The organism is Prevotella multiformis DSM 16608 (genome assembly GCF_000191065.1).
GTDB lineage: Bacteria > Bacteroidota > Bacteroidia > Bacteroidales > Bacteroidaceae > Prevotella > Prevotella multiformis.
The window spans coordinates 1,380,497-1,401,914 of sequence record NZ_GL872283.1 but is presented as its reverse complement, the minus strand read 5'-3'; the positions used below and the strand labels follow the sequence as shown (position 1 = coordinate 1,401,914).

Annotated in this window: 25 protein-coding genes and 2 tRNA genes; 18 read left to right on the top strand and 9 right to left on the bottom strand. The window is 48.5% G+C overall.

Features of this window, described 5'->3' with window-relative positions:
- Nucleotides 1–34 precede the first annotated feature (34 nt).
- The 3 genes from rplQ (at nucleotide 35) to HMPREF9141_RS11095 (ending at nucleotide 1,948) form a co-directional block, all read left to right on the top strand.
- The gene (rplQ, locus tag HMPREF9141_RS11105; RefSeq protein WP_007368860.1) at nucleotides 35–544 is read left to right on the top strand and encodes a 50S ribosomal protein L17; all 510 of its coding nucleotides are present in this window, start codon (nucleotides 35–37) and stop codon (nucleotides 542–544) included.
- 240 nt (nucleotides 545–784) lie between these two features.
- Complete coding sequence (locus HMPREF9141_RS11100; protein WP_040554862.1) at nucleotides 785–1,654, top strand: hypothetical protein; 870 nt, start codon at nucleotides 785–787, stop codon at nucleotides 1,652–1,654.
- Nucleotides 1,655–1,666: 12 nt separating this feature from the next.
- Nucleotides 1,667–1,948 (top strand): STAS-like domain-containing protein, encoded by a 282-nt coding sequence (locus HMPREF9141_RS11095; RefSeq protein ID WP_007368858.1) that lies wholly within the window; start codon nucleotides 1,667–1,669, stop codon nucleotides 1,946–1,948.
- A 379-nt stretch (nucleotides 1,949–2,327) separates the two neighbouring features.
- Here HMPREF9141_RS11095 and HMPREF9141_RS11090 read toward each other — a convergent pair whose 3' ends face one another.
- The 7 genes from HMPREF9141_RS11090 to HMPREF9141_RS11065 form a co-directional block, all read right to left on the bottom strand.
- Complete coding sequence (locus HMPREF9141_RS11090) at nucleotides 2,328–4,520, bottom strand: DUF2357 domain-containing protein (protein WP_007368857.1); 2,193 nt, start codon at nucleotides 4,518–4,520, stop codon at nucleotides 2,328–2,330.
- Nucleotides 4,521–4,530: 10 nt separating this feature from the next.
- Nucleotides 4,531–6,252, bottom strand: a complete 1,722-nt coding sequence (locus HMPREF9141_RS11085) for an McrB family protein (protein WP_156792455.1) — start codon at nucleotides 6,250–6,252, stop codon at nucleotides 4,531–4,533.
- Entirely contained in the window at nucleotides 6,245–7,426 is a 1,182-nt protein-coding gene (locus HMPREF9141_RS11080; protein ID WP_007368855.1) for a DNA cytosine methyltransferase, read from the bottom strand. The genes HMPREF9141_RS11085 and HMPREF9141_RS11080 overlap by 8 nt, the downstream gene beginning before the upstream one ends.
- Nucleotides 7,419–8,585, bottom strand: coding sequence for a DNA cytosine methyltransferase (locus HMPREF9141_RS11075; RefSeq protein ID WP_007368854.1), 1,167 nt, complete (start codon nucleotides 8,583–8,585; stop codon nucleotides 7,419–7,421). The genes HMPREF9141_RS11080 and HMPREF9141_RS11075 overlap by 8 nt, the downstream gene beginning before the upstream one ends.
- A gap of 2 nt (nucleotides 8,586–8,587) precedes the next feature.
- Nucleotides 8,588–8,746 carry a hypothetical protein gene (locus HMPREF9141_RS13610; RefSeq protein ID WP_007368853.1) on the bottom strand — a complete coding sequence of 53 codons (159 nt, stop codon included), beginning with the start codon at nucleotides 8,744–8,746 and terminating at the stop codon, nucleotides 8,588–8,590.
- Nucleotides 8,733–8,960 carry a helix-turn-helix transcriptional regulator gene (locus HMPREF9141_RS11070; protein WP_007368852.1) on the bottom strand — a complete coding sequence of 76 codons (228 nt, stop codon included), beginning with the start codon at nucleotides 8,958–8,960 and terminating at the stop codon, nucleotides 8,733–8,735. Before HMPREF9141_RS11070 ends, HMPREF9141_RS13610 begins: the two co-directional genes overlap by 14 nt.
- A 125-nt stretch (nucleotides 8,961–9,085) precedes the next feature.
- Nucleotides 9,086–9,283, bottom strand: coding sequence for a hypothetical protein (locus tag HMPREF9141_RS11065; protein WP_007368851.1), 198 nt, complete (start codon nucleotides 9,281–9,283; stop codon nucleotides 9,086–9,088).
- A gap of 17 nt (nucleotides 9,284–9,300) precedes the next feature.
- Here HMPREF9141_RS11065 and HMPREF9141_RS11060 point away from each other — a divergent pair, with 17 nt between their 5' ends.
- Nucleotides 9,301–10,149, top strand: coding sequence for a YMGG-like glycine zipper-containing protein (locus tag HMPREF9141_RS11060; RefSeq protein ID WP_007368850.1), 849 nt, complete (start codon nucleotides 9,301–9,303; stop codon nucleotides 10,147–10,149).
- Between the two features lie 211 nt (nucleotides 10,150–10,360).
- Here HMPREF9141_RS11060 and HMPREF9141_RS11055 read toward each other — a convergent pair whose 3' ends face one another.
- Nucleotides 10,361–11,482 carry a 5-methyltetrahydropteroyltriglutamate--homocysteine S-methyltransferase gene (locus tag HMPREF9141_RS11055; RefSeq protein ID WP_007368849.1) on the bottom strand — a complete coding sequence of 374 codons (1,122 nt, stop codon included), beginning with the start codon at nucleotides 11,480–11,482 and terminating at the stop codon, nucleotides 10,361–10,363.
- A gap of 161 nt (nucleotides 11,483–11,643) precedes the next feature.
- On the opposite strand from HMPREF9141_RS11055, the gene HMPREF9141_RS11050 reads away from it, so the two are divergent.
- From HMPREF9141_RS11050 to HMPREF9141_RS10990, 14 genes are all read left to right on the top strand, one after another.
- The gene (locus HMPREF9141_RS11050; RefSeq protein WP_040554860.1) at nucleotides 11,644–12,117 is read left to right on the top strand and encodes an Lrp/AsnC family transcriptional regulator; all 474 of its coding nucleotides are present in this window, start codon (nucleotides 11,644–11,646) and stop codon (nucleotides 12,115–12,117) included.
- A 216-nt stretch (nucleotides 12,118–12,333) separates the two neighbouring features.
- Nucleotides 12,334–13,134, top strand: a complete 801-nt coding sequence (locus HMPREF9141_RS11045; protein ID WP_007368847.1) for a MotA/TolQ/ExbB proton channel family protein — start codon at nucleotides 12,334–12,336, stop codon at nucleotides 13,132–13,134.
- Between the two features lie 52 nt (nucleotides 13,135–13,186).
- Complete coding sequence (locus tag HMPREF9141_RS11040) at nucleotides 13,187–13,702, top strand: hypothetical protein (RefSeq protein WP_007368846.1); 516 nt, start codon at nucleotides 13,187–13,189, stop codon at nucleotides 13,700–13,702.
- Entirely contained in the window at nucleotides 13,699–14,241 is a 543-nt protein-coding gene (locus HMPREF9141_RS11035; protein WP_007368845.1) for an ExbD/TolR family protein, read from the top strand. The genes HMPREF9141_RS11040 and HMPREF9141_RS11035 overlap by 4 nt, the downstream gene beginning before the upstream one ends.
- Nucleotides 14,238–14,714, top strand: coding sequence for an ExbD/TolR family protein (locus tag HMPREF9141_RS11030; RefSeq protein WP_007368844.1), 477 nt, complete (start codon nucleotides 14,238–14,240; stop codon nucleotides 14,712–14,714). Before HMPREF9141_RS11035 ends, HMPREF9141_RS11030 begins: the two co-directional genes overlap by 4 nt.
- 141 nt (nucleotides 14,715–14,855) lie before the next feature.
- Entirely contained in the window at nucleotides 14,856–15,362 is a 507-nt protein-coding gene (locus HMPREF9141_RS11025; protein ID WP_007368843.1) for an Lrp/AsnC family transcriptional regulator, read from the top strand.
- A gap of 81 nt (nucleotides 15,363–15,443) precedes the next feature.
- Entirely contained in the window at nucleotides 15,444–15,596 is a 153-nt protein-coding gene (locus tag HMPREF9141_RS13465; RefSeq protein ID WP_156792454.1) for a hypothetical protein, read from the top strand.
- 265 nt (nucleotides 15,597–15,861) lie between these two features.
- Nucleotides 15,862–16,356, top strand: a complete 495-nt coding sequence (locus HMPREF9141_RS11020; RefSeq protein WP_169309947.1) for an outer membrane beta-barrel protein — start codon at nucleotides 15,862–15,864, stop codon at nucleotides 16,354–16,356.
- Between the two features lie 116 nt (nucleotides 16,357–16,472).
- Complete coding sequence (gene recR / locus HMPREF9141_RS11015) at nucleotides 16,473–17,081, top strand: recombination mediator RecR (protein WP_007368840.1); 609 nt, start codon at nucleotides 16,473–16,475, stop codon at nucleotides 17,079–17,081.
- 8 nt (nucleotides 17,082–17,089) lie between these two features.
- Nucleotides 17,090–17,548 carry a hypothetical protein gene (locus HMPREF9141_RS11010; RefSeq protein ID WP_007368839.1) on the top strand — a complete coding sequence of 153 codons (459 nt, stop codon included), beginning with the start codon at nucleotides 17,090–17,092 and terminating at the stop codon, nucleotides 17,546–17,548.
- On the top strand, nucleotides 17,545–18,750 hold the full coding sequence (locus HMPREF9141_RS11005; protein WP_007368838.1) for a glycosyltransferase family 2 protein: 1,206 nt from the start codon (nucleotides 17,545–17,547) through the stop codon (nucleotides 18,748–18,750). Before HMPREF9141_RS11010 ends, HMPREF9141_RS11005 begins: the two co-directional genes overlap by 4 nt.
- Nucleotide 18,751: 1 nt before the next feature.
- Nucleotides 18,752–19,270, top strand: a complete 519-nt coding sequence (locus HMPREF9141_RS11000; protein ID WP_007368837.1) for a GNAT family N-acetyltransferase — start codon at nucleotides 18,752–18,754, stop codon at nucleotides 19,268–19,270.
- An 89-nt stretch (nucleotides 19,271–19,359) separates the two neighbouring features.
- Nucleotides 19,360–19,433, top strand: a tRNA-Asp gene (locus HMPREF9141_RS10995).
- 23 nt (nucleotides 19,434–19,456) lie between these two features.
- Nucleotides 19,457–19,530, top strand: a tRNA-Asp gene (locus tag HMPREF9141_RS10990).
- A gap of 289 nt (nucleotides 19,531–19,819) precedes the next feature.
- On the opposite strand, the gene HMPREF9141_RS10985 is transcribed toward HMPREF9141_RS10990, so the two are convergent.
- The gene (locus HMPREF9141_RS10985; protein ID WP_007368836.1) at nucleotides 19,820–21,337 is read right to left on the bottom strand and encodes a glycoside hydrolase family 10-like protein; all 1,518 of its coding nucleotides are present in this window, start codon (nucleotides 21,335–21,337) and stop codon (nucleotides 19,820–19,822) included.
- Nucleotides 21,338–21,418 lie beyond the last annotated feature (81 nt).

Below are 21,418 nucleotides of genomic sequence, written 5' to 3'. Positions count from 1 at the left end.
TTGACGGCTTTGTCCACAACAGGTAAAAAACAAAATGAGACATAATAAGAAATTCAACCATTTGGGTCGTACTGCTGACCACCGCGCAGCACTGCTTGCAAACCTTGCAGTTGCGCTGATCCAGCACAAAAGAATCACTACGACCCTCGCCAAGGCAAAGGCTCTGAAGAAGTATGTAGAGCCGCTGATTACACGTTCCAAGAACGATACAACCAATTCACGTCGTGTTGTATTCCGTTATCTTCAGAACAAGGAGGCTGTTACCGAACTCTTCAAGGAGATTTCTGTCAAGGTAGCTGACCGTCCGGGCGGTTATACACGTGTCATCAAGCTCGGTACCCGTCAGGGTGACGCTGCTCAGATAGCATTCATCGAGCTGGTCGACTATGACGAGAACATGGCCAAGACTCCGAAAGCTGAAGCCAAGAAGACCCGTCGTAGCCGTCGTTCTGCAAAGAAAGCTGACGCTTCTGTTGCAGAAGCACCTGTTGCAGAGGCTTCTGAAACTAAGGAGAATGCAGCTGAAGAGGCAAAGGCTGAATAATCCGAATAGATTTTTCTCTATAATAAAGAACTCCCGGTACTTTAAGTGCCGGGAGTTTTTGTTTGCATTACTTACATTTCCTATTGGATTGTGCATTTAAATACTAAAATGTGAAAGCTTATTTTTATCTTTTTCTTTTGTTTTCTTTTTCCCTTTTTCGGCCACAATAGAATATTCCTTATTTTGATATTTTTGTGTGTATATTTAGATTTTATTGTTATCTTTGCAAAAACGAGTGTTATGCATCAAGATTATAATATCCTTTTTACAACGGTTGATAAGAGTTTGTGGTTAGGTTTGATTGCAGACTCTCATCATAAGTATTGTTGTCAAGGAAATAATCGTTGTGTTTATATATCGTTTGCCAAGGAAATATCTGTCGATGGTCTGACACCAATGCATTTGGTTACGCTTGCATGTCTTATTCAGTTTTTGACAGATAATGAATGGAAATCATACCTTACAGCCAATAATGATGCTGTAGACAATTATATTTATAATGAATTGCATTTCTCTGAATATTGGTCGGGACAAAAGAATCATGTTGCAACATCTTGTTCTCCTCATATTTTCAATTTGTGGAGGATAGTTGACCAAGAGAAAGATTTGTATGCAAAAGAAGTTGAGCAGTATTTTAAGAACAACTATTTTCAGAATAAGGATTTAAGTTCTATCAGTCTTAGCTTGACAGAAGCTTTCTATAATGTGTTTGATCACGCTTCGGCTAATAATAATGCCTTTTCTTTGATCATGTATGATGAAAAGAAGCAGGTGTTGTATGCAGCTATATCTGATTTCGGAGTAGGCATTGCTAATTCTGTTCGTAAATATTTACCATCTATTGATGATGATAGAACAGCTTTATTAAAGGCTGTTGAAAATAACTTTACGGTCAAATCAACTGGAAGAAACAAGGGGAAGGGACTTGATAATATATTGTCCTGTGCAGATGTCTGCCGGATTTTTAGTGGAAACGGCTTGCTTGTAGACAATAATGGGGATCGTAGGTGTTATGATGTTGATTTCTTTTTTCCAGGAACATTGTTATACTTTGAAGTCAATCTTGCTCGGATGGAAGAGGAAGAAATTCTTGATATGTTTGTTTTTTAATAGGTTTAAATTATGTGTATTGTAAATGTAAGAGATATTTTGATTTCTCATGCTAATTTGCCAGATGCCGGTGCAAAATTCTATAAGATAATCGTGTGTGCAATTACCTCAGGGGATAAAGTTGTAGCGGATATGGATGGAGTCAGTTCTTTGCCTTCCATCTTCTTAAATGTATCTTTGGGTAAAATCATTGATGAATATGATATGGATACATTGAAGCAACATGTCAGTTTCAGTAATATTACACGTAGTCAAGCTGAACGTCTGAAGGACTATTTAATACGTTACAATTAAAAAGAAGTATCAAAATGTTACTTCCTTTTCACTATATAGGATACCAATTATACCTGTTTCTTAAGTTGTTGAATTTTTCCTACTTCAGCATCCTTGACACATACCCATTGTGGCGGAACCATTTATGCGCCCAGTTGGGTACCATGAAGATATAGGCGGAGATGTCCTCGTGCGGGGCACAGTCGAGTTGGTTGCCGATGATGTCGGTGGCTTCTTGTACAGATGTTCTGTATAGCCGTGCCAGCTCTTCACGTATGAGGGTATAGGTGAGATGCTGCGGATAGCTGCTGCGTTGATGGGTTGACCGTCTAATAGCCGTAACAGTTCCTCTTTAGAAGGTATTTCCTTTTTATTTCAAAATAAGAAAATTACTGCGAACTTACTTGTTTGTTGCCATACATTCCTCCAACTTTTCAAAAGTCGTATCAACAAACGTGTAACCAATCATTCTTGTTGTATCTATTGGCTGAAGGTTCGCATATTGTTTGCGGACATACTTAAGCTCAAAAGCCAAGCGGAGAGCTTTGCTATCGGCATCGTCCTCGTCTGTTTGCTTTGCTTCTTTACTTGTAATAGTCCGCACCTTGGTAATCTCATACACATCACGCACTCCTTGCCCTTTGATGTAAGGCATGAAGAAATGTAGGTCTTGCAAGGCGATGGTTGTCGGGAACTGCTTTCCTGTATAATACAAGGTCGCCGTTCCGTCAGCGAACGCTTGATATTGTATATTGTCCTCTTTCACCAATCCTATAAGCACACGGTTGCCAACTTCCACATACGTACCCTTTTGCGGTATGACATGGGCAATGGTCTCATAGGACTTGGTTTGGATGAGTTCTTCAATGAAATTTTCCAAGAGTTTTCTGTTCTCCACATCCTTAGGGCGAAGAGGAAAAGCACCAATGTTCACTTCCTTGATGGTCTTGTAGAACTTCGATACAGCCACGCCATCCGGATCGCCGTCACCAGGGAAGAGAATATAACCGCCTATGACCTCTTTCTTCAAGGCATTGGCATCATAATCCTTGTAGTATATGGCATCACGATAGCGGTGCATTTGATTGATGGCATCCTCTGGTGGTGTATCCACACCATTGTCCCTGCCATCAATGCGATACTTCGCATCAAAGAGATAGGTCATTTTCATGCCTTGCTGCAAGTCGTTCTTGGTAAGCTGCAACACAATGTCTGGTTTCTGTGGCACGGTCGGCACTACCAGATTTTTCATGCCCACATTGTCGTTTTCTTTATCGGCATTCTTAGGATTATAGACCAGCTCAGCCAACTCTATGCCATCCTTGCGGAACAATATGCGTGAGTGTTCACCTTTCCCAAGTTCCCATGAGAAAATACCGTTCATCTCCATGCGGTTGCGGTGCTCCACATCTTCATCTTCCAGGTGCAGCTGCTCTTTGACGATATGGCTTACTTCTATGAAACACCATATCTCATACAGCGTGGCTATATCCTTTGTCTGCAAGCGATACAGACCGTCATTCAGGGAGTAGGCTCTTCTTAGCAAGTTCCATGTGCGGTACACCAGGCTATAGCCCGTCGCCTTTTGCAGCACCATGCTCTCCTGGCTCATTCCCTTAAACCGTCCTATGGTCCGGAAGAACGGATGATGTTGCAGTCGCTTCAATGTTTCCGAGGTCGCAAGCATGGCTGCTTTCATCGTGTCGGATGCAGTCCTTACGGCCTCAATGCGTTGACGCAGTTTCTCATACCGCTTGCTTATCTGATGAAGGGCAAACTTCAGAAAGCGGTTCTCTTGCGTGTCGTTCGACTGTATCTGTTGCTCCACACGATAGAGATATGCTGGTTCTCGGCGGTGTTCTGCCAGCCTGTTCTCAATGTTATGGGAAGTTTGTTTCAGCTTGTCAGCTCTCAGATATACTTCCTCACCATGAAGTCTGTGGCGAGGGCGGTCTATGATGCTTTTGCAAGCTTTTATGAATTTCTGTTGCTCCCCCTCAAACACGCTCCACCAGACGATGTCGGGATGCTCTCCGTTTTGGTCGGGAGAAAAACCATGAAACGTGCGCCGCATATAGTCCAATGACAACATGCGGTATTCCCGCTCAATATCCTCCACGATGACACGCCAATGTTCATGATAATCGAGCTTTGTGCTCAGGACTTCAAAGCCGAAACGGAATGTCCTTGTCTCTTTGCCTACCTTATATATAATCTGTATCTCGCTCCGCCCAATCTCGTTTCTGTAGTTGACAACCCCAGCCAGGATGTGACGACGAAAGCTAAATCGGTCATTGTCGTTTTGCAGGATGGAACCAAACTGGGCGTCATTCACATAGTCTTTGAATTCTATCCAAATGGGATAGTCCATGTTGTCGAAGAATGTGGCAGGGGCTGAAACGCCTTGTTCGATGTCTGTCTCATGGTCGGCATCCATTGTCCGTTTCACCGACACTACACCTTCCGACCAAGAGTAAGTGGAGTAGAGTTTGTCCTCGCCCACGTTACTCTTGGCCTTGTTCCAAATGCCGTCGAATTTCGTACATTCGACAATCATCGTGAAATCCTTATGATCAACTGTCAATAGTTCCATCTATACCTTGTCAGCTCCAAAAACTTGTATAACCCGAAACAAGTTTGTCTTTCATTTCCTTCAGCTTTGCCAATGATATGGACTTTACGGTATTCTCTTCTCCCGACACTTCTTTCAATCCTTCTTCAATGGTCTCGGTTAGGCTGTCAAGGAGCTTGTCGCTGACCTTTGTATCGTCACCCTCAATGCGTGACAGTACTTTCATGCTGGTAATCTCGTCCAAAGCACGGGCCACGACATACCCTTGTGGAAGTTCCTCATCATTTTCTCCCTTCTTGTACGGTAAGTTGTTCACCACATAAAGCAAGAACTCATTGCGTGTACGATAGGCAATCTTGAAGGGTGTACCTTCCAAGACAGAATTAACCGCATCAAGATAAGTCAGCACAGTCTCACAGACCTCCTTGTTGGCTGCATATACATCCACACCATCAACGGCATAGCCTATAAGTTCTGCCTTGTCGAGTTTGCCTATTGGCTCATTGCGCTCGGTCAGACCTCCGTGCAAATCTACCTCGTTCATTTCAATGCTCATGGCGCGGTCAAGCACCTTGCGGGAGAAAGAGAACGTAGTTTCGTCCATATTCACTGTGCCTACGACTATGAGGTTTTGAGGAATGCAAATGCCTTGCTCGTTGAATTGCTTGCGAATATCCTCGTCTGATGTCAGCGAAGCAGTCAGATTAAAATACCATTCTTCGTCGGCCTTTTCAACTATAGGGTCTGTTGTCACTGTGCCATCCTCATGGCTCTTGCGTGATTCTATCACGCTCAGATATTCGGCAAAATACTGCTCTACAGGGGCAAGATTCATCTCGTCCAGGCACAAGAAGTATGGAGTTTCAGTGTTTTCCCATGCTTTGGCGATGAATTTCAAGAACTCTCCTGCCACAAACTCTGCCTTGCCGCTGACACGGCTCACATAACCAATCAAATCGCTTGAGTCATGCCAATTGGGCTTCACCTGTACCATTTGGAAATTCTTGGGCTTTTGCGCCTTGTATTCGTCTGTACCTTCGTCCCAACAAGCCCTTGCCAACTCTCGTACTATTCGGCTTTTGCCAGTGCCGGAGATTCCTGCAAGCAAAAGGAATGGCTTGGACTTGATTGCGGTAATGTAGGGGCGGTACTTGTTTGTTAGACTATTAGTAACTATCTTTTGCTTCCTATTTTCTACATCAAAATTCTTAAAGAAAGCCTCTTTGTCATTTCTGTTAGGCATCTGTCTCATATAATCCTTATAATTTGTTTCCAATTTAGCAAATCCATCCTTGACAACAATAACTTTAGAATAATTATTAAGAGCATTTGTCATTATGTCCATGTTACCCATAGGGTCATGAAAAATATTAGTCAAAGCATCTTTTAAATTTGCCGAAGAATTGTGTTGTTCTAAATATTTTATAAGTTCCTCTACAACGTAAACTGGCTCTGACAATCCATTTAAACTTTTTGTAAATGGATTTGGAGCATAATAACATTGTATCCAATGTTCCAAATATTCCTCGGCTTCATCTTCCGTGATAGAATGTGTAAACCGTGGAGTATATTTATCTTGGTCTTCAAGATATAATCCTAACTGACACGCCAATTGATAAGCGGTACGGAAGAAATCGTTCCCCATATGAAGTCTGAATTCTTCGGCGCTCATTTGTTCATGAGGTAGCTGTTGTACAAACTCACAAACTGTTTTTGGTGTGGCATTTCGCCATCTACATATTATATCAGCCATTATGTCCGTATTTTGTTATATCAATTTGTTTCAATAATGCCATTAGAACATCAACTATAATGCTATTGCCTGCTTGTTTGTAAGTTTCTATATCAGAGCAAACAATTTTGAAAGTATCATCAAATCCCATCAAACGAAGACATTCACGTGGTGTTAGTTTGCGAAACCTACCATATTGAACGTCTATCATAGTGGCATCAACTTCTTCCATCATTTCGCTCTTTTCACCACATGGTCTTATTGCATATCTTTCGGAATGATTATCTTTGAAATAACTTTCCTCATAATCTTTCAAGGCGAAAAGATACTCATCAGTTTGAGGTGTTTTGGTGTCGTCTTTCATTTTAGGATGAAAGACAAAGTCGCCATGCCAGTTAAACTGCTGATTCCTTTTTTGGCACAAGAGAATATCTCCGTTGATTTGGGTGTAACTTTTTTGGTAATTTATACTTCTTGTTATAAAGTTTACTCCTTTTTGCCTAAGCAAATATCTTTTTTCAAATTTTTTCTGAAGATAATCATACACTGTTTTCACCAAAGGTATTGGTGCTGGATATTTGAAATCTGTCTCTTTCTTAAATCCAATACAATATATGCGGTCACGACTTTGTGGTACACCATAATCTTTGCCATTTAAAACCTGATAGTACACATCATAATTGCAATCATCCTCAAAAGTTTCTTTTATAACTTTCCATGTTTTACCTTTGTCATGACTAAGCATTCCTTTTACATTTTCAAAGATAAAGACTTTAGGTTTACACTCTATAACTATACGGGCAAATTCACGAAACAATGTACCTCGTGTATCTTCAAATCCTCCGTGCTTTCCACGTAAAGAAAAAGCTTGGCATGGTGCTCCACCCACAAACAAATCAACTTTGCCTTTGTATGGCTTTGCATCGAAGTCATGCACATCTGTATGCCATTGAGCTTCAGATATTGGATAATTTGCGAAATATGTTTTTTTGCAGTTCGCATCAATGTCTCCAGCAAACTGTATTTGGCATTTAAGACCTAAACGATGCATGGAATGTTCTATAGCGCCAATACCACTAAAAGATGTGGCAAGCCTTATGGTTCTCTCGGGATGAGAGAACTCATGAAGACGCCAATCCGTTTTAGAATCAATATTGGCTCTCGTGTTTTGTATGTTAGAATATATATTATTCATTTTCTATTCCATATTTCGTTATATCCATCTGTTTCAGCAATGCTATAAGGACATCAACAACGATGCTGTTTCCTGCTTCCATATATGCAGATGTATTGCTTACTGCTATTTTGAAATCATCCTTAAATCCCATAAGACGTAAGCATTCTCTTGGAGTGAGTTTTCTCAAACCATTAACACCTTTATCTTTTTTGTATGTAACATAGTTGTCTACACCAGCACGATGCATTTTATGCATCGATTGTAACAGTGGACGAGCTATATCCAAATCTGTCTTTATTGGTGTTTTAAATGTTTTTGTACCAGGACACAATACATACTTTGCAACTTTTTTTGAAAGATAATATTTATCATCAATTTCTCTCACAGGGAAAATGAAATCATTGAATCTCTCCGATGCAGATCCTCCAATTATAGCTTGGCGATGTTCTTCATTTGAAGTCAACACCTTAACACCTTTATCCTTCTCGAAATATTCACTGTTTGTGTAATCCTCTAAAAAATCATACATTTTATATCTGAGAGGAATTGGGGCAGGATATTTGAATTTTGTCTTTTTCTTAAAACCGACACAATATAAACGTTCCCTTGTCTGCGGTATACCATAATCTCTTGCGTTAAGAAGTTGGTAATGCACATCATATCCACAATAGTCCTTGAACGTATTGTATATTACCTCCCATGTGCGACCCTGATCATGCTTAAACAATCCCTGCACATTTTCAAATATAAAAACCTTTGGCTGACACTCTTTTACAACCCTTGCAAATTCTCTAAACAGCGTACCTCTTGTATCATCAAATCCTCGTTGATCTCCAACGATAGAAAACGCTTGACAAGGTGCCCCACCAACAAACAGGTCAACCTTGCCTTTGTACGGCCTTGCATCTAAATTTTGTATATCCGTGTGCCATTGTTCTTCCGATATTTTGTAATTTGCAAAGTATGCTTTTTTGCAGTTCGCATCTATATCCCCTGCAAATACAATCTCGACATTCAGATTCAATCTTTTGAATGCGTGTTCTATTGCTCCTATACCACTAAAAGATGTTGCAAGGCGAATAGTCCTATTTGGATAAGAAAACTCTCTATCCACCCACGAATCACCTTGCAAGTCTAAATTAGCTTGCGTGTTCTGTATGTTTTTATTCTCCGTCATTGTTATTTCTCACCCCAGTCTTTCAAATTATCTCTCGCTACTGATAAAAAATTGATTTCATCAGCAACATCCTCCTGCGAGAAGTTTTCCGAGAGGGTTGAAATAACCTCACTAATTTTATTTATCTGCTCAAAGAGTAATCTGTTCTTATTCTGTTCCATCTTTCTTAAATTCTTCGAACCTTACCAAGTCTGTCAGTTCTACATCTAATATTTTTGCAATCTGCATCAGATTGCCTAAATCTGGCTGACTTGAATTGGTACACCATTTAGATACAGTTGTTTGGTCTTTACCTAACTGTTCAGCCAACCATTTGTTCGTCCGTCGCTTTTCTGCAAGAACTACTTTTAGCCTATTTAAATTTTTACTTGCCATATAGTAATCGTTTCTCTTGGCAAAGATACGTTTTTTTTCCCATATAAAGAATGTCTTGATAAAGTTTATAGGATATTCGCAATAAAATGAATTATATTCTATTATTAAATTTGCAATTCTTGTTCTTAGGCTGATGCACTGCTACAAAAGTCCGTTTTTATCAGTGCCTGGTACTCCTGTTCCCAGCCGTTGGGAACAGGTGTACCCATCGGTTGGGAATCGTATTCCCGGTCGGTTGGGAAGTGCAGTTTTAGGGTTTTCCCCTTGTCTGGTAGGGAAATGGCTTTGCGGATATGGGAGAAAATAGCTACCTTTGTGAACATAAAGTAATTTGTAAGTTATGAAGAAGTTGTTTATTCTACCAGTTTCGGCAACTGTCCTGCTGAGCAGCTGCGGGACGTATGCCGGCTCGGGAGCGATGACCGGCGGATCGCTGGGCAGTGTGCTGGGCAGTGCCATCGGCGGTATTGCGGGCGGCGCACGCGGTTCGGATATAGGGACGATTGTCGGCATGGCGGGCGGTGCCATTATCGGTGCTTCGGCAGGTGCAAAGGCCGACCAGCGTGTGCAGGACGAGGTACACGACCGTTATGAGAAGGTGCAGCAGCGCAAGGCCCGTATGCAGCGGAGCCGTACGGGGCGGGATGATTACAGTCAGACGGACGACTACGCCCTGTCCGGCAGACGTGACAGCAGCGGATTTGATGCGACGAACTCCGGCGACGACCGCCTCTACGACTTCCAGGGCAGCGACTATACAGGCGATTACAGTGCCGCCCAGCCCAAGACAAAGGCTCCGGCGGAGTCGAGTGTGGAGGATCTGGCCGGAAGTTACCGCTATACGCCTAACATCGAGATCCTGAATGCCCGCTTTGTGGATGACAACCAGGACGGTGTGCTCTCGCGCAATGAGGTCGGAAAGATCATCTTTGAGGTGATGAACCGCGGGGAGAAGCCTGTCTATGATGTTCAGCCCTCGGTGCTGGAGACGACAGGCAATCCGCACATCTACATCAGTCCTTCCATTCATGTGGAGAGCATCGCCCCCGGCAAGGGCATCCGCTATACGGCGCTCGTCAAAGCCGACAGGAAACTGAAGGCCGGGAGGGTCGCATTCGCCTTGACGGTCCTGCAAGGACAGAAGAGCATCAGCAAGGTGACGGAGTTCAATATAAGAACGGGGAAGTGAGTAGATGAGTTGACAGTCGACGGGTTGACAAGTTGGCTGACAGGGTTGTGTGACGGCGGCTGTTTAAAGCCAGCCTTGAGATGTGTCGGGATTTCCGACTAAGTTTTTCTGTGCGGTTCTGATGGCGGACAACCGGAACGGCGTATGAACGGAATGAGGGCGTACCCGGCAGACTGTCGGGCACGCCCTCAATGTGTTTCCACGGGTGTCTTTATTTCCACACGTCGGCGGCGATCTTCTGCACGAGGTCGATCTTTGCCCACTGTTCCTCCTCGGTCAGTTTGTTGCCGATCTCGCAGGAAGCGAAGCCGCACTGCGGACTGAGGCAGAGGTTGTCGTGGGCGACATACAGTTCGGCATCTGCAATGCGTGCCTTGACCTGCGCTTCGTCCTCCAGCTCCGGCCGTTTGGTCGTAATCAGTCCCAGTACGACTTTCTTGTCGGCAGGCACGTATTCCAGCGGTTCGAAACCTCCGGAACGTTCGTCGTCGTATTCCAGATAGAAGGCATCGACATTCTCCTGTGCGAAGACGAACGGTGCCACCGGGTCGTAAGCCCCCCGGCAGGCGTAGGTGGAATGGTAGTTGCCCCGGCAGATATGGGTGGTGAAAGCGATGTCGGCCGGTTTGCCTTCGAGTGCGAGGTTGTTTATCTTCAGGTATTTCTCCGCCTCGTTCTCCAGGGTGGCGTGGTCGCCCTCGCGCGCCTTCCAGTAATCCTTGTCGACGATCATTCCCCATGTACAGTCGTCGAACTGTATGTTGCGGCAGCCTGCGGCGTGGAGGTCGGCTATTACCTGCCGGTAAGCCTCGGCGATGTCGTGCAGGAGCAGGTCGAAGTCGGGGTACACCGCCTCCGTGTTCTTCGTGTTGTCGCCCCGGTAAAGCTCGGCGAGCAGCTGCGCCGGAGCGGGGATTGTCTGGCGTGCGGTGGTGCCCTCCTCTTCAAACTGCTTGACGAACCTGAAGTGCTCGACGAAGGGGTGGTTCTCTCCGCTGATGCGTCCTGTCAGGCGGATAGAGCCTGGTGTCGTCTCCTCGCCGTGGAACTGATAGCCGTGTTCGAGTTCTATCTCCTCGATGCCGTTGAATCCCCACATGAAGTCCAGGTGCCAGTAGCTTCTCCGGAACTCACCGTCGGTGATTACTTTCAGGCCGTGCGCTTTCTGTTTGGCAATCAGGTCGGTAATCAGGCGGTCTTCCACGGCTTTCAGCTGCCGGCGGTCTATCTTTCCTTCTGTAAACTGTTTTCTTGCCTCCTTCAGTTCTGCCGGGCGGAGGAAACTGCCCACGATGTCGGCACGGTAAGGTGCGTTGGATGGAATGTTGCTCATATATCTTCTGTTCTTTTGTTTTGTTCCTGACGGATTGTGGGTGCAAAGTTATGCAAAAGATAATTCTCCTCAAAATATCCTGCATTATTCAGGAAAATATGCTACCTTTGCCATGTTTTTATGCAATCTGGCAGAATATTATTCTGCAAAAAGTGGAAGAAATGGAGCATACAACCAGTCTGGACGAGACAGACCGCCGGATTCTGAAAATCCTGCAGCAGGACTCCCATCTGACGGTGAAGGAACTGGCGGCACGGGTACACCTCTCTCCGTCGCCGGTCTTCGAACGACAGAAGCGGCTGGAGCGGGAAGGCTACATCGAGCGGTACATGGCGGTCGTCGATGCCCACAAGGTGGGGAACGGTATCATGGTGCTGTGCAACATCCGGCTGAAGCAGCACTCGCAGGGGCTGATCCAGGAATTCATGGACGTGGTGCAGGGCATTGACGAGATTACGGAGTGCTATAACACCAGCGGCGATTACGACTTCCTCATCAAGGTGTATGCGCAGGATATGAAGAGCTACCAGCAGTTCATGCTCAACACGCTGGGCAAGATCGACTGCATCGGAAGCCTGCACAGCATCTTCGTCATCGACGAGACAAAGAACACGCATGGCGTGCCGATACCGTAGGAGGATGCGGGGGGGGCGCGCGGCTTCGTAGGACAAGCCGTTCGGGCTTTAAAATCTTTTAAAGCACAAAGGCTTGGCTGTTATTACATTTTTATATACCTTTGCGCAGATTATCAGGAGGCTGGCTCTGCCCGGAGAGCGGGCAGTCGTCTCTTTCATCACTGAACAGGCGCTGATGCCTGCATAAATCAAGGAGACCGTAACAGGTTCAGAAATATGAGGAAATTAATCGGATTGTCCGCCATCATAACCATGCTCGTTTTCTTTTGTCCGGCAGCCGTTTCAGCGCAGGCCGCTGCCGATACGCTGTCGGATGCGGCGCTGAACGCTACGGGTGTCGCCGATACGGCTGCCGTGCAGAAGCCTTCGGCAAAGGATGCCGGTTTCCACCAGTCGTTGAAAAGGAAATTCATCGAGGGCAATGCGGGCTTCATGTCGCTTGTCGCACTGGCGCTGGTGCTGGGTCTGGCGTTCTGTATAGAGCGCATCATCTATCTGAGCCTGTCGGAGATCGATGCCAAACGGTTCGTGGGCAGGCTGGAAGACATGATAGCCGCCGGAGAGATAGAGCAGGCCAAAAGGCTGAGCCGTGACACGCGCGGTCCGGTGGCATCCATCTGTTATCAGGGGCTGTTGCGCATCGACGATTCCATCGAGAACATCGAGCGGAGCGTCACCTCCTACGGCAGCGTGCAGAGCGCCAACCTCGAGAAGGGCTGCTCGTGGATCACGCTCTTCATCGCCATGGCGCCTTCGCTCGGTTTCCTCGGGACGGTCATCGGCATGGTGATGGCGTTCGACCAGATACAGGAGGCCGGCGACATCAGCCCTACGATCGTGGCTGCCGGCATGAAGGTGGCACTGATAACGACCATTTTCGGTATCATCGTGGCTCTTGTGCTGCAGGTGTTCTACAACTATATTCTCTCGAAGATCGAGCACATCACGGCGCAGATGGAGGAGTCGGCCATCTCGCTGCTGGATGCGATCATGAAGTATAAGTTGTCGGCGAGTTGACAAGTAGACAAGTTGGCGGAGGGATTGTTTTTTTATGAATTGACAGCGTGAGATGAAAAAGAGAAAAGGATGGGCAAAAATGGATGAGGAACGCATATCACAGCGGATTCTCTATGTGACGGTGGCCCTTTCGGCCGTTGTCTTTCTGGCGTTCTATCTCGTCGGGTTCGACGTGCCCTATGCGGCCGACCCGTCTTTCAAGGCTCCGTTGCTGACCGATGTCCTGCTCGGTTTTACAGGACTTCTGTTTGGACTTGCGCTGCTCGTTTCCATTGTCGCCGTCGTGCGTGGAGTGCGGAGGGCGAACCGCCGTGAGGGGATGACGAACGGCATTCCCGCACGGAAGATCGCCTGCATCACGTACGGCGCAACCCTGTTGATCCTGGTTCTGACCTTTGTGTTCGGATCCGCGCAGTCGATGAATGTCAACGGACAGCGCTTCTCGGACACTTTCTGGCTCCGTCTGTCGGACATGTTCGTCAACAGTTCCCTGCTTCTGCTTGTCCTGGCTGCAGGTGCCGTGGTATTCGGCGCTACACGTTATTACAGAAAGGAGCGCAGGAAATGATGTTCCGAAGAAGGGAGAAACGGAAAGTCCCCGGACTGAACACGACCTCGACAGCCGACATCTCGTTCATGCTGCTGATACTCTTCCTTGTCGCCTCCTCCATGGATCTCGACAAAGGACTGGCCCGCCGGCTTCCGGCCATCGACAAGACGAAGAAGACCGCCTTGGCGGTGGACAGCAGAAAGGTCATCCGGCTTGTCATCGGTGCAGACGACAAGGTGACGCTCGACGGCAGGAGCGTCACGATGAGAGCGATACGGCAGCAGACGACGACGTTCGTCAAGACGAACGGGAAAGGGCATCTCATCCAGCTGCAGACCGACCGCAAGGCATCGTACGACACTTATCTCCATGTGCAGGATCAGCTGGCGGCGGCCTACAATGCCGTCCGCGACCAGCGGTCGTCCAGCCTGTTCGGCAAGCCCTTTGAACAGTGCAGCCGGGAACAGCAGACCCGGATTGCCGACGAGGTGCCCGTCCGCATATCCGAAGTATATGCCGCCGCCGCAGGGAAGACCGGGAAAGGGGGTGGGCGATGAGACTTTATCGGAACAGAAACCACGATATTCCCGCATTGAACACGGCCTCACTGCCCGACCTGATCTTCTCGATCCTCTTTTTTTTCATGCTGGTGGTACACATGAGGAAGGCGACGGTACATGTGAAGTATCAGGTGCCGACGGCGACGGAGCTCTCAAGGCTGTACAACAAGTCGAGCGTGCAGTACATCTACATCGGCCGTCCAGTCAACAGGCTCGGGCAGGTAGACGGAAAGGAGACAGTCGTCCAGCTCAACGACCACCTCACTTCGATACCCGAAATAAGGAACTATCTGATCCGCCTCTCTGCGGCTCTCCCCCCTGAACAGCGGCGGCAGCTCAGTGTGAGCATCAAGGCCGACCGCCATGTCGACATGGGAACCATCATGGACCTGAAGCAGGCACTGCGGGAGGCGAATGTCCTGAATGTCAACTTCACGGCGGTCATGGACAGGAAGGGGCAGACGGAGTGAGGCGGACTTTCCATGTGCCGGAAGACCAAAAAGTAAGCAAAATAATCGGAATGGGTTGTAATTTGTTGTAAAAAAGCGGATTGCCTTTTGCTGATTAAAAGAATTTTAGTACCTTTGTAGACGATATTACAATTGTATAGAATGGCACATAGAAGTTTAGATCATCTTGACAAGAAGATTCTGCGCCTTATTGCCGAGGATGCCCGTATCCCGTTCCTTGAGGTGGCACGTGCGTGCAACGTCAGCGGCGCAGCAATTCATCAGCGTATTCAGAAACTTACAAACCTTGGAGTCCTGAAAGGCTCGCAGTTTATCATTGACCCAGAGCGCATCGGTTATGAAACCTGTGCATTTATCGGCTTAAATCTTAAGAACCCGGAGAAATTCGATGATGTGGTAGAGGCTTTGCGGCGGATACCGGAAGTTGTCGAATGCCATTACACGACAGGCGAGTACGACCTCTTCCTGAAGATGTATGCTTACAACAACCATCATCTGATGGCGATTATCCACGACAAGCTGATGCCGCTCGGACTGTCGCGCAGTGAGAGTTCCATCTCTTACAATGCCGTCATCGACCGTGCCTTGCCTATTGACGGCATGAAGGTGGCAGACTCCGTCCTGGAAGAAGACGAGGAGGAGGAGTAGCGCGTTCCGTTGCCGTCCGCATGGCGGTACGTCGGAAGAGGAGAGCACATGGAACGTGTGCCTTCCGGAATGCATGAAATCATGGACGTACGCATTGTGCGTCCATTTTCTGTTGACAGGCCTTCTTCTTTCTCATGGCTGCGAAAGGATGTCGGGCGGGAGCGGTTGCGGCGGTCGTCGCCGAGGGCGTGCGGGCTTGTCATTGAGTGCCGTTCCATGGGCGGTCTGCCGTGAAGGACATGCCGTGCTGCCGAAAGCTGACGTGACCTGCCGGAGGGCATGGGGGCTTTCCTTTGCCGGAACCGATGGGGAGTGCCCTGTCCAATGGAGATGATGTACAGGGTTTCATGCCTGCGCCCGCTGATTTCTTAATAAATTACAAAGCCCGTCCTTTTGCTTTCTCAATCCAAATTTTATCTTTACCTTTGTCTGAAAATGTTGACATGCCCCCGTGGTGCAGTCTGTCAATCCTTAGTATTCATTTATTTCAGATAATATTATGTTCAGAAGATGTATGCTGCTGGTTGCAGCAATGGTGGTAAGCCTCTGTGCTTCTGCACAGTTCCAGGAGGGGAAAGGCTATTTAGGCGCTTCCCTTACAGGTCTTGACCTGCACTATAACGGTCAGGACGGATTCAATGTCGGTATAGAAGGCAAGGCCGGTTACTTCCCCTGGGACAACATCATGGTGCTTGCCTCTTTCGATGCCGTACACGATGGTTCCAAGACAGTTGCGGATCATATCACCGTGGGCGTCGGCGGCCGTTACTATATCACGCAGAACGGGCTTTACCTCGGTGCAGGCGTGAAACTTCTCCATGCCAACCACAGCTACAACGACCTGATGCCGGGTGCGGAGGTCGGTTATGCTTTCTTCATCAACCGTTCGGTGACGATCGAACCGGCACTCTACTATGACCAGTCGTTCAAGAAGTCGGACTATTCGACGGTGGGTCTGAAAGTAGGACTGGGAATCTATCTTTTCGATGACTGACAAGCGGGAAGACGGCGACAGAGAATAGAAGGGGGGCCGTATCAGGCAGGGGCTTCCCGGCCGCTTCTCATCCTTTCTTCTCCTGTCTCCGGTCTCTTTTCCGCAAGATTATATCCATGCAGCAATATCCTTCCCAACTTCTGGAACGGGCTGTCGAGGCTTTCTCCTGTTTGCCGGGGGTAGGGCGGAAGACGGCCCTGCGCCTTGTACTGCATCTGCTCCGCCAGTCGGATGATGAGGTGGATGGCTTTGCCGATGCCATCTCGCACGTGAAGCACGATGTGAAATACTGTAAGGTGTGCCATAACATTTCCGACTCCGATCTGTGTTCTATCTGTGCCGATCCGCGGAGGGACGCTTCGCTGGTCTGCGTGGTAGAGAACGTGCAGGATGTGATGGCGATAGAGAACACGCAGCAGTTTCACGGACTTTATCATGTGCTGGGGGGAGTCATCTCGCCCCTGGACGGCATCGGGCCGCACGACCTCGAGATCGAATCGCTTGTGAAGCGTGTGGAGAAAGGCGGTGTGAGGGAGATCATCCTTGCCCTGTCCAGTACGATGGAAGGCGATACCACCAACTTCTATATCTCGAGAAAGCTGAAGGGGAAGGACGTGAAGCTGTCGGTTATCGCCCGGGGCATATCCGTCGGCGACGAACTTGAATATACGGACGAGGTGACGCTGGGCAGAAGCATTCTGAACCGCACACCTTTTGAAACTTAATCACGACAATGGAAAGAACAAGGAAAATACTTCTTTCGGAATTGGCCGGTTCCTGCCTGCTGGCACTGCTGCTGGTGGCGGTGTACGAGTCGGAACTTCTCCTGCCCGGCGGCTGGGCGGATGCCGGCGGCGGGACGGTGGTCGTCCTGCAGTTCCTGATGCAGTTTCTAACGCTTGTCACGATTCCGCTGGCACTCTTCCTGTTCAGAATCAGTTCCGTGAAGGATGCTTTGTCGGGAGATGAACGTCATGGCTTCCGGCACCTGCTCTTCTGGGGGAGCGTCCGGCTGATGATGCTTTGTGTACCGATGGTGCTCAACCTGTTCTTTTATTATGCCTTCGGAGACATTACAGGGTTTTTCTATCTTGCCGTCATCCTTGCATTGAGCCTGTTCTTTGTCTACCCAGGGAAGAAACGCTGTCAGCATGAGTGCCGTTTGGATCAACCGGTGGAAGGGAACGAATGAAGCTGAGTGTAGTCATCGTAAATTACAACGTCAAGTACTATCTTGCACAGTGCCTGCACAGTCTTTACAAGGCACTGGAGGGGATTGAGGCTGAGGTGTTCGTCGTAGACAACCATTCCCGTGATGGTTCCGTGCCTTATCTCCGCAGCCGTTTTCCCGGTGTCCATTTCATCGCCAGCTCGCATAATCTGGGCTTCTCGAGAGGCAACAACATTGCCCTTCGTCAGTGTACGGGTGAATATGTGTTGCTGCTGAATCCTGATACGGTCGTAGGAGAGGAGGTGATACGGTCGTCCGTCGCCTTCATGGACGGTCATCCTTCGGCCGGAGCGCACGGCGTGCAGATGCTCGACGACCGGGGACGCAGGGCGTTGGAGAGCCGTCGCGGCCTGCCGTCGCCTCTGGTCGCCTTCTACAAGATGATGGGGCTCTGCCGGCGGTTTCCCCACCATGAGATCTTCGCACACTATTATATGGGCGGTCTCTCGTGGGATGTGCCGGGACGGATAGAGGTGGTCAGCGGGGCTTATTGCTTTCTGCGGAGGTCTGCCTTGGAGCAGGTGGGACTGCTGGATGAAGACTTCTTCATGTATGGTGAGGATATTGACCTGAGCTACAGACTGCTGAAGGCCGGTTATGAGAACTGGTATCTCCCGGTGCAGATTCTGCATTACAAGGGAGAAAGCACCCAGAAGTCCAGCTTCCGGTACGTACACGTCTTCTACGATGCCATGCTTGTTTTTTTCCGTAAGCATTACGGTGGAATGAATGTCCTGTGGCGGTTGCCCGTCAGGGCGGCCATTTACGTGACAGCATTCGGCTCGCTGGCAAAGGCGACCCTCGATGTTGTCCGCCGGAAGATGGGATTCCGGAACAGCGCCGCAGCTGCTTATCCATATTATATATTCGTGGGAGGAGAGCAGATGGTAAGGTGCTGCAGGCAGCTTGCGGCCGACAACGCACTGTCGGGCGAGTACCGTCAGGCGGGCAGGGAAGTCCTGACAACCCTCCACGCCGGTCTGGCTGAGGCGCAGCAGGGGCAGGACAGGCCGGTGTGCATCGTGTATGATGCCGGACTGTTCAGCTGTCAGGACGTCTTGCAGGCCTTTTCCCAGCATCCGTCTGACAATGTCCACATCGGATTCTATCATGTACGTGAAAACTGCATCATAACCATGAACGAAGTAATAGGAGGAACGTGAAATGGAAAGAAAACAGGAAGCAGGTGTCATCCTGCGGGCCATGGAGCCTGAAGACCTTGATATGCTGTATCATATCGAGAACGACCGCAGTCTGTGGAACATAGCCTCGACGAATGTCCCTTACAGCCGCTATGCGCTGCATAACTACATTGCGGATGCAAAGAACGACATCTATATGGACGGTCAGATACGTATGATGATTGAGAACCTGGCGCACGAGGTAGTGGGGGTGATCGACCTTGTCGACTTCGACCCCAAGCATCAGCGGGCTGAACTGGGCATCATCATCATGAAACGTTTCCGCCGGCGAGGGTATGCGCAGGCTGCCATAAGCAGTCTGATAGAATATGCCCGCAAAGTGCTGCATCTAAGACAGATTTATGCTGTGGTAAGCGTCAGCAATGAAGTTTCACAACGCTGTCTCGCTTCACTGGGCTTCATAGGGGACAGTGTATTGAAGGAATGGATCTATTGTGACGGGCACTATCAGGATGCGCGAGTGATGCAATTTTTTGTTTAAAAAGCGTATCTAATTTTTGGCGGTATAGAAATTTATTGTTACCTTTGCACTCGCAAAACGGAAAAGGGGTGCAGTCCACCTGTTTATCTGGTGTGTTAGTTCAGTTGGTTAGAATGCCTGCCTGTCACGCAGGAGGTCACGAGTTCGAATCTCGTACACACCGCCGAACCTTTATCCGTAATGCAGGGTGTGTTAGTTCAGTTGGTTAGAATGCCTGCCTGTCACGCAGGAGGTCACGAGTTCGAATCTCGTACACACCGCTTGAGCCTTGGTATATGCCAAGGCTTTTTTATGGTGTTTTGTGAAGACTGCTTGTGGTGAAGAAGGCCATCAGCGGTCTTGTGGAATAGGTGTCCTCTACTGGTTTTCAATACGGATATCTCTGCAAATGTGTTCAGACGGTTTGCAGGAATAGCCGTCATTGGCTTGTTGGCAATATGCGTATTCCGGCAGAGGTGACGTTCTGTTCTCCTATAACAGACGGCCGGGGAATGAGCCGTCAACTGCTGTGACGGCCGGTCGGGAATTGAGCAATAAAAAAGGTGAAGCCTACAGCTTCACCTTTTTCTTCTTTCCGGCACTCTCATTGCTCATTCGGTCGAGTGCGGTAACCACATATGTGTATTTGTCCTTTCCCTCCTTGTAGTTGAGCCGGAGCCTGTTGTCATACGGCATACCGACAATCTTGGACGGATCGTCCGTGTTGATCGGCTCACCGGGCAGGAAGCGGTAGACGACATAGCGGTGGGCTTCGTCTTTCCAGTCTTTCCCTTTCGGTGCTTTCCATGTAAGGTAATATCCGTCATGCTCCCGCTTCGCCTTCACCTTCTTCGGTTTCCCCGGCGCATCATCGTCGATGAAAGGCATAAGCGGCTGCAGGGCCGGATAGCGCCAGTAGTCTGTTCGCAGAAGTGTACCGTAGTTGCCGGGGTTGTCTACTGCTGCTTTCGCATACCACAGGACGGTGCCCTGTACATTCGCCGACTGCCGGTGCAGCCGGTGCTTGGCAGGGAGCTGATGGGAAGCGGGATTCTGCGGGTCGGCATATTTGACAGTGCGAAGGACATCCTCCCCGATGAACAGCGGCCGGTTGCCTGCATGGCGGTTCCACCAGCCGATAAGTTCCCGGTAATCGGCGGCACGATTGCCGATTTCCCAATAGATCTGTGGTACGCAATAGTCTATCCAGCCGTTGTTCACCCATTTGAGCACATCGGCATAAAGGTCGTCATAATTCTGAAGGCCGTTTGTCCGGCTGCCGTTCCTCGGATCACTCTTCTGGTTGCGGTAGATGCCGAACGGCGACACACCGAACTTCACCCACGGCTTCCGCCGGTGTATCGATTCGCCCAGCTGCTTGATGAAAAGGTCTACATTGTCACGCCGCCAGTCCTTCACATTGGTAAATCCACGCCGGTCACGCAGATAGTCGGACTGGTCCGGGAGGGATTGTCCTGCCGCCGGGTAGGGATAGAAGTAGTCATCGATGTGAAGTCCGTCGATGTCATACCGGCTGACAAGGTCGTCCACCACCTTGCAGATGTAATCGCGGTTCTCCGGCAAGGCAGGGTTGAGGATATAAAGTCCGTCGTAGGAGAAGATGCGCTCGGGATGGGTGACCGCAATGTGGTTTGAAGCCAGCTGGCTGGTCGTCTTCGTCTTGGCACGATAGGGATTGATCCAGGCATGGAGCTCCATACCTCGTTTGTGGCACTCGTCTATCATCCATTGTAACGGATCCCAGTAAGGAGAAGGCGGCATGCCCTGCCGTCCTGTAAGGAACTTGCTCCATGGCTCGTATTTGCTCGGATAGAGTGCGTCACACTCTGCACGAACCTGGAAGATAATGGCATTCACACCGTCTTTCTGCAGTTCGTCCAGCTGGTACCGCAGTGTACGTTGCATTTCCTGTGTGCCGATGCCTTGGAACTGTCCGTTCACGCATTGAATCCATGCACCGCGAAATTCCCGTTTCTTAGGCAGGCTTTTGCCGTAGACAGTATTGCCCGCACTGATGAAGAGTACGGTGGCGATCAATAATCTCAAGAGAGAATGAATGGTTCTCATTTGTTCTGTAGTTTTTTTTAGAGAAAGCCGGAGAAGGGGAAGTGGTAGAAAGGTACGCCGTCATTCTGTTCGGTCCCGCAT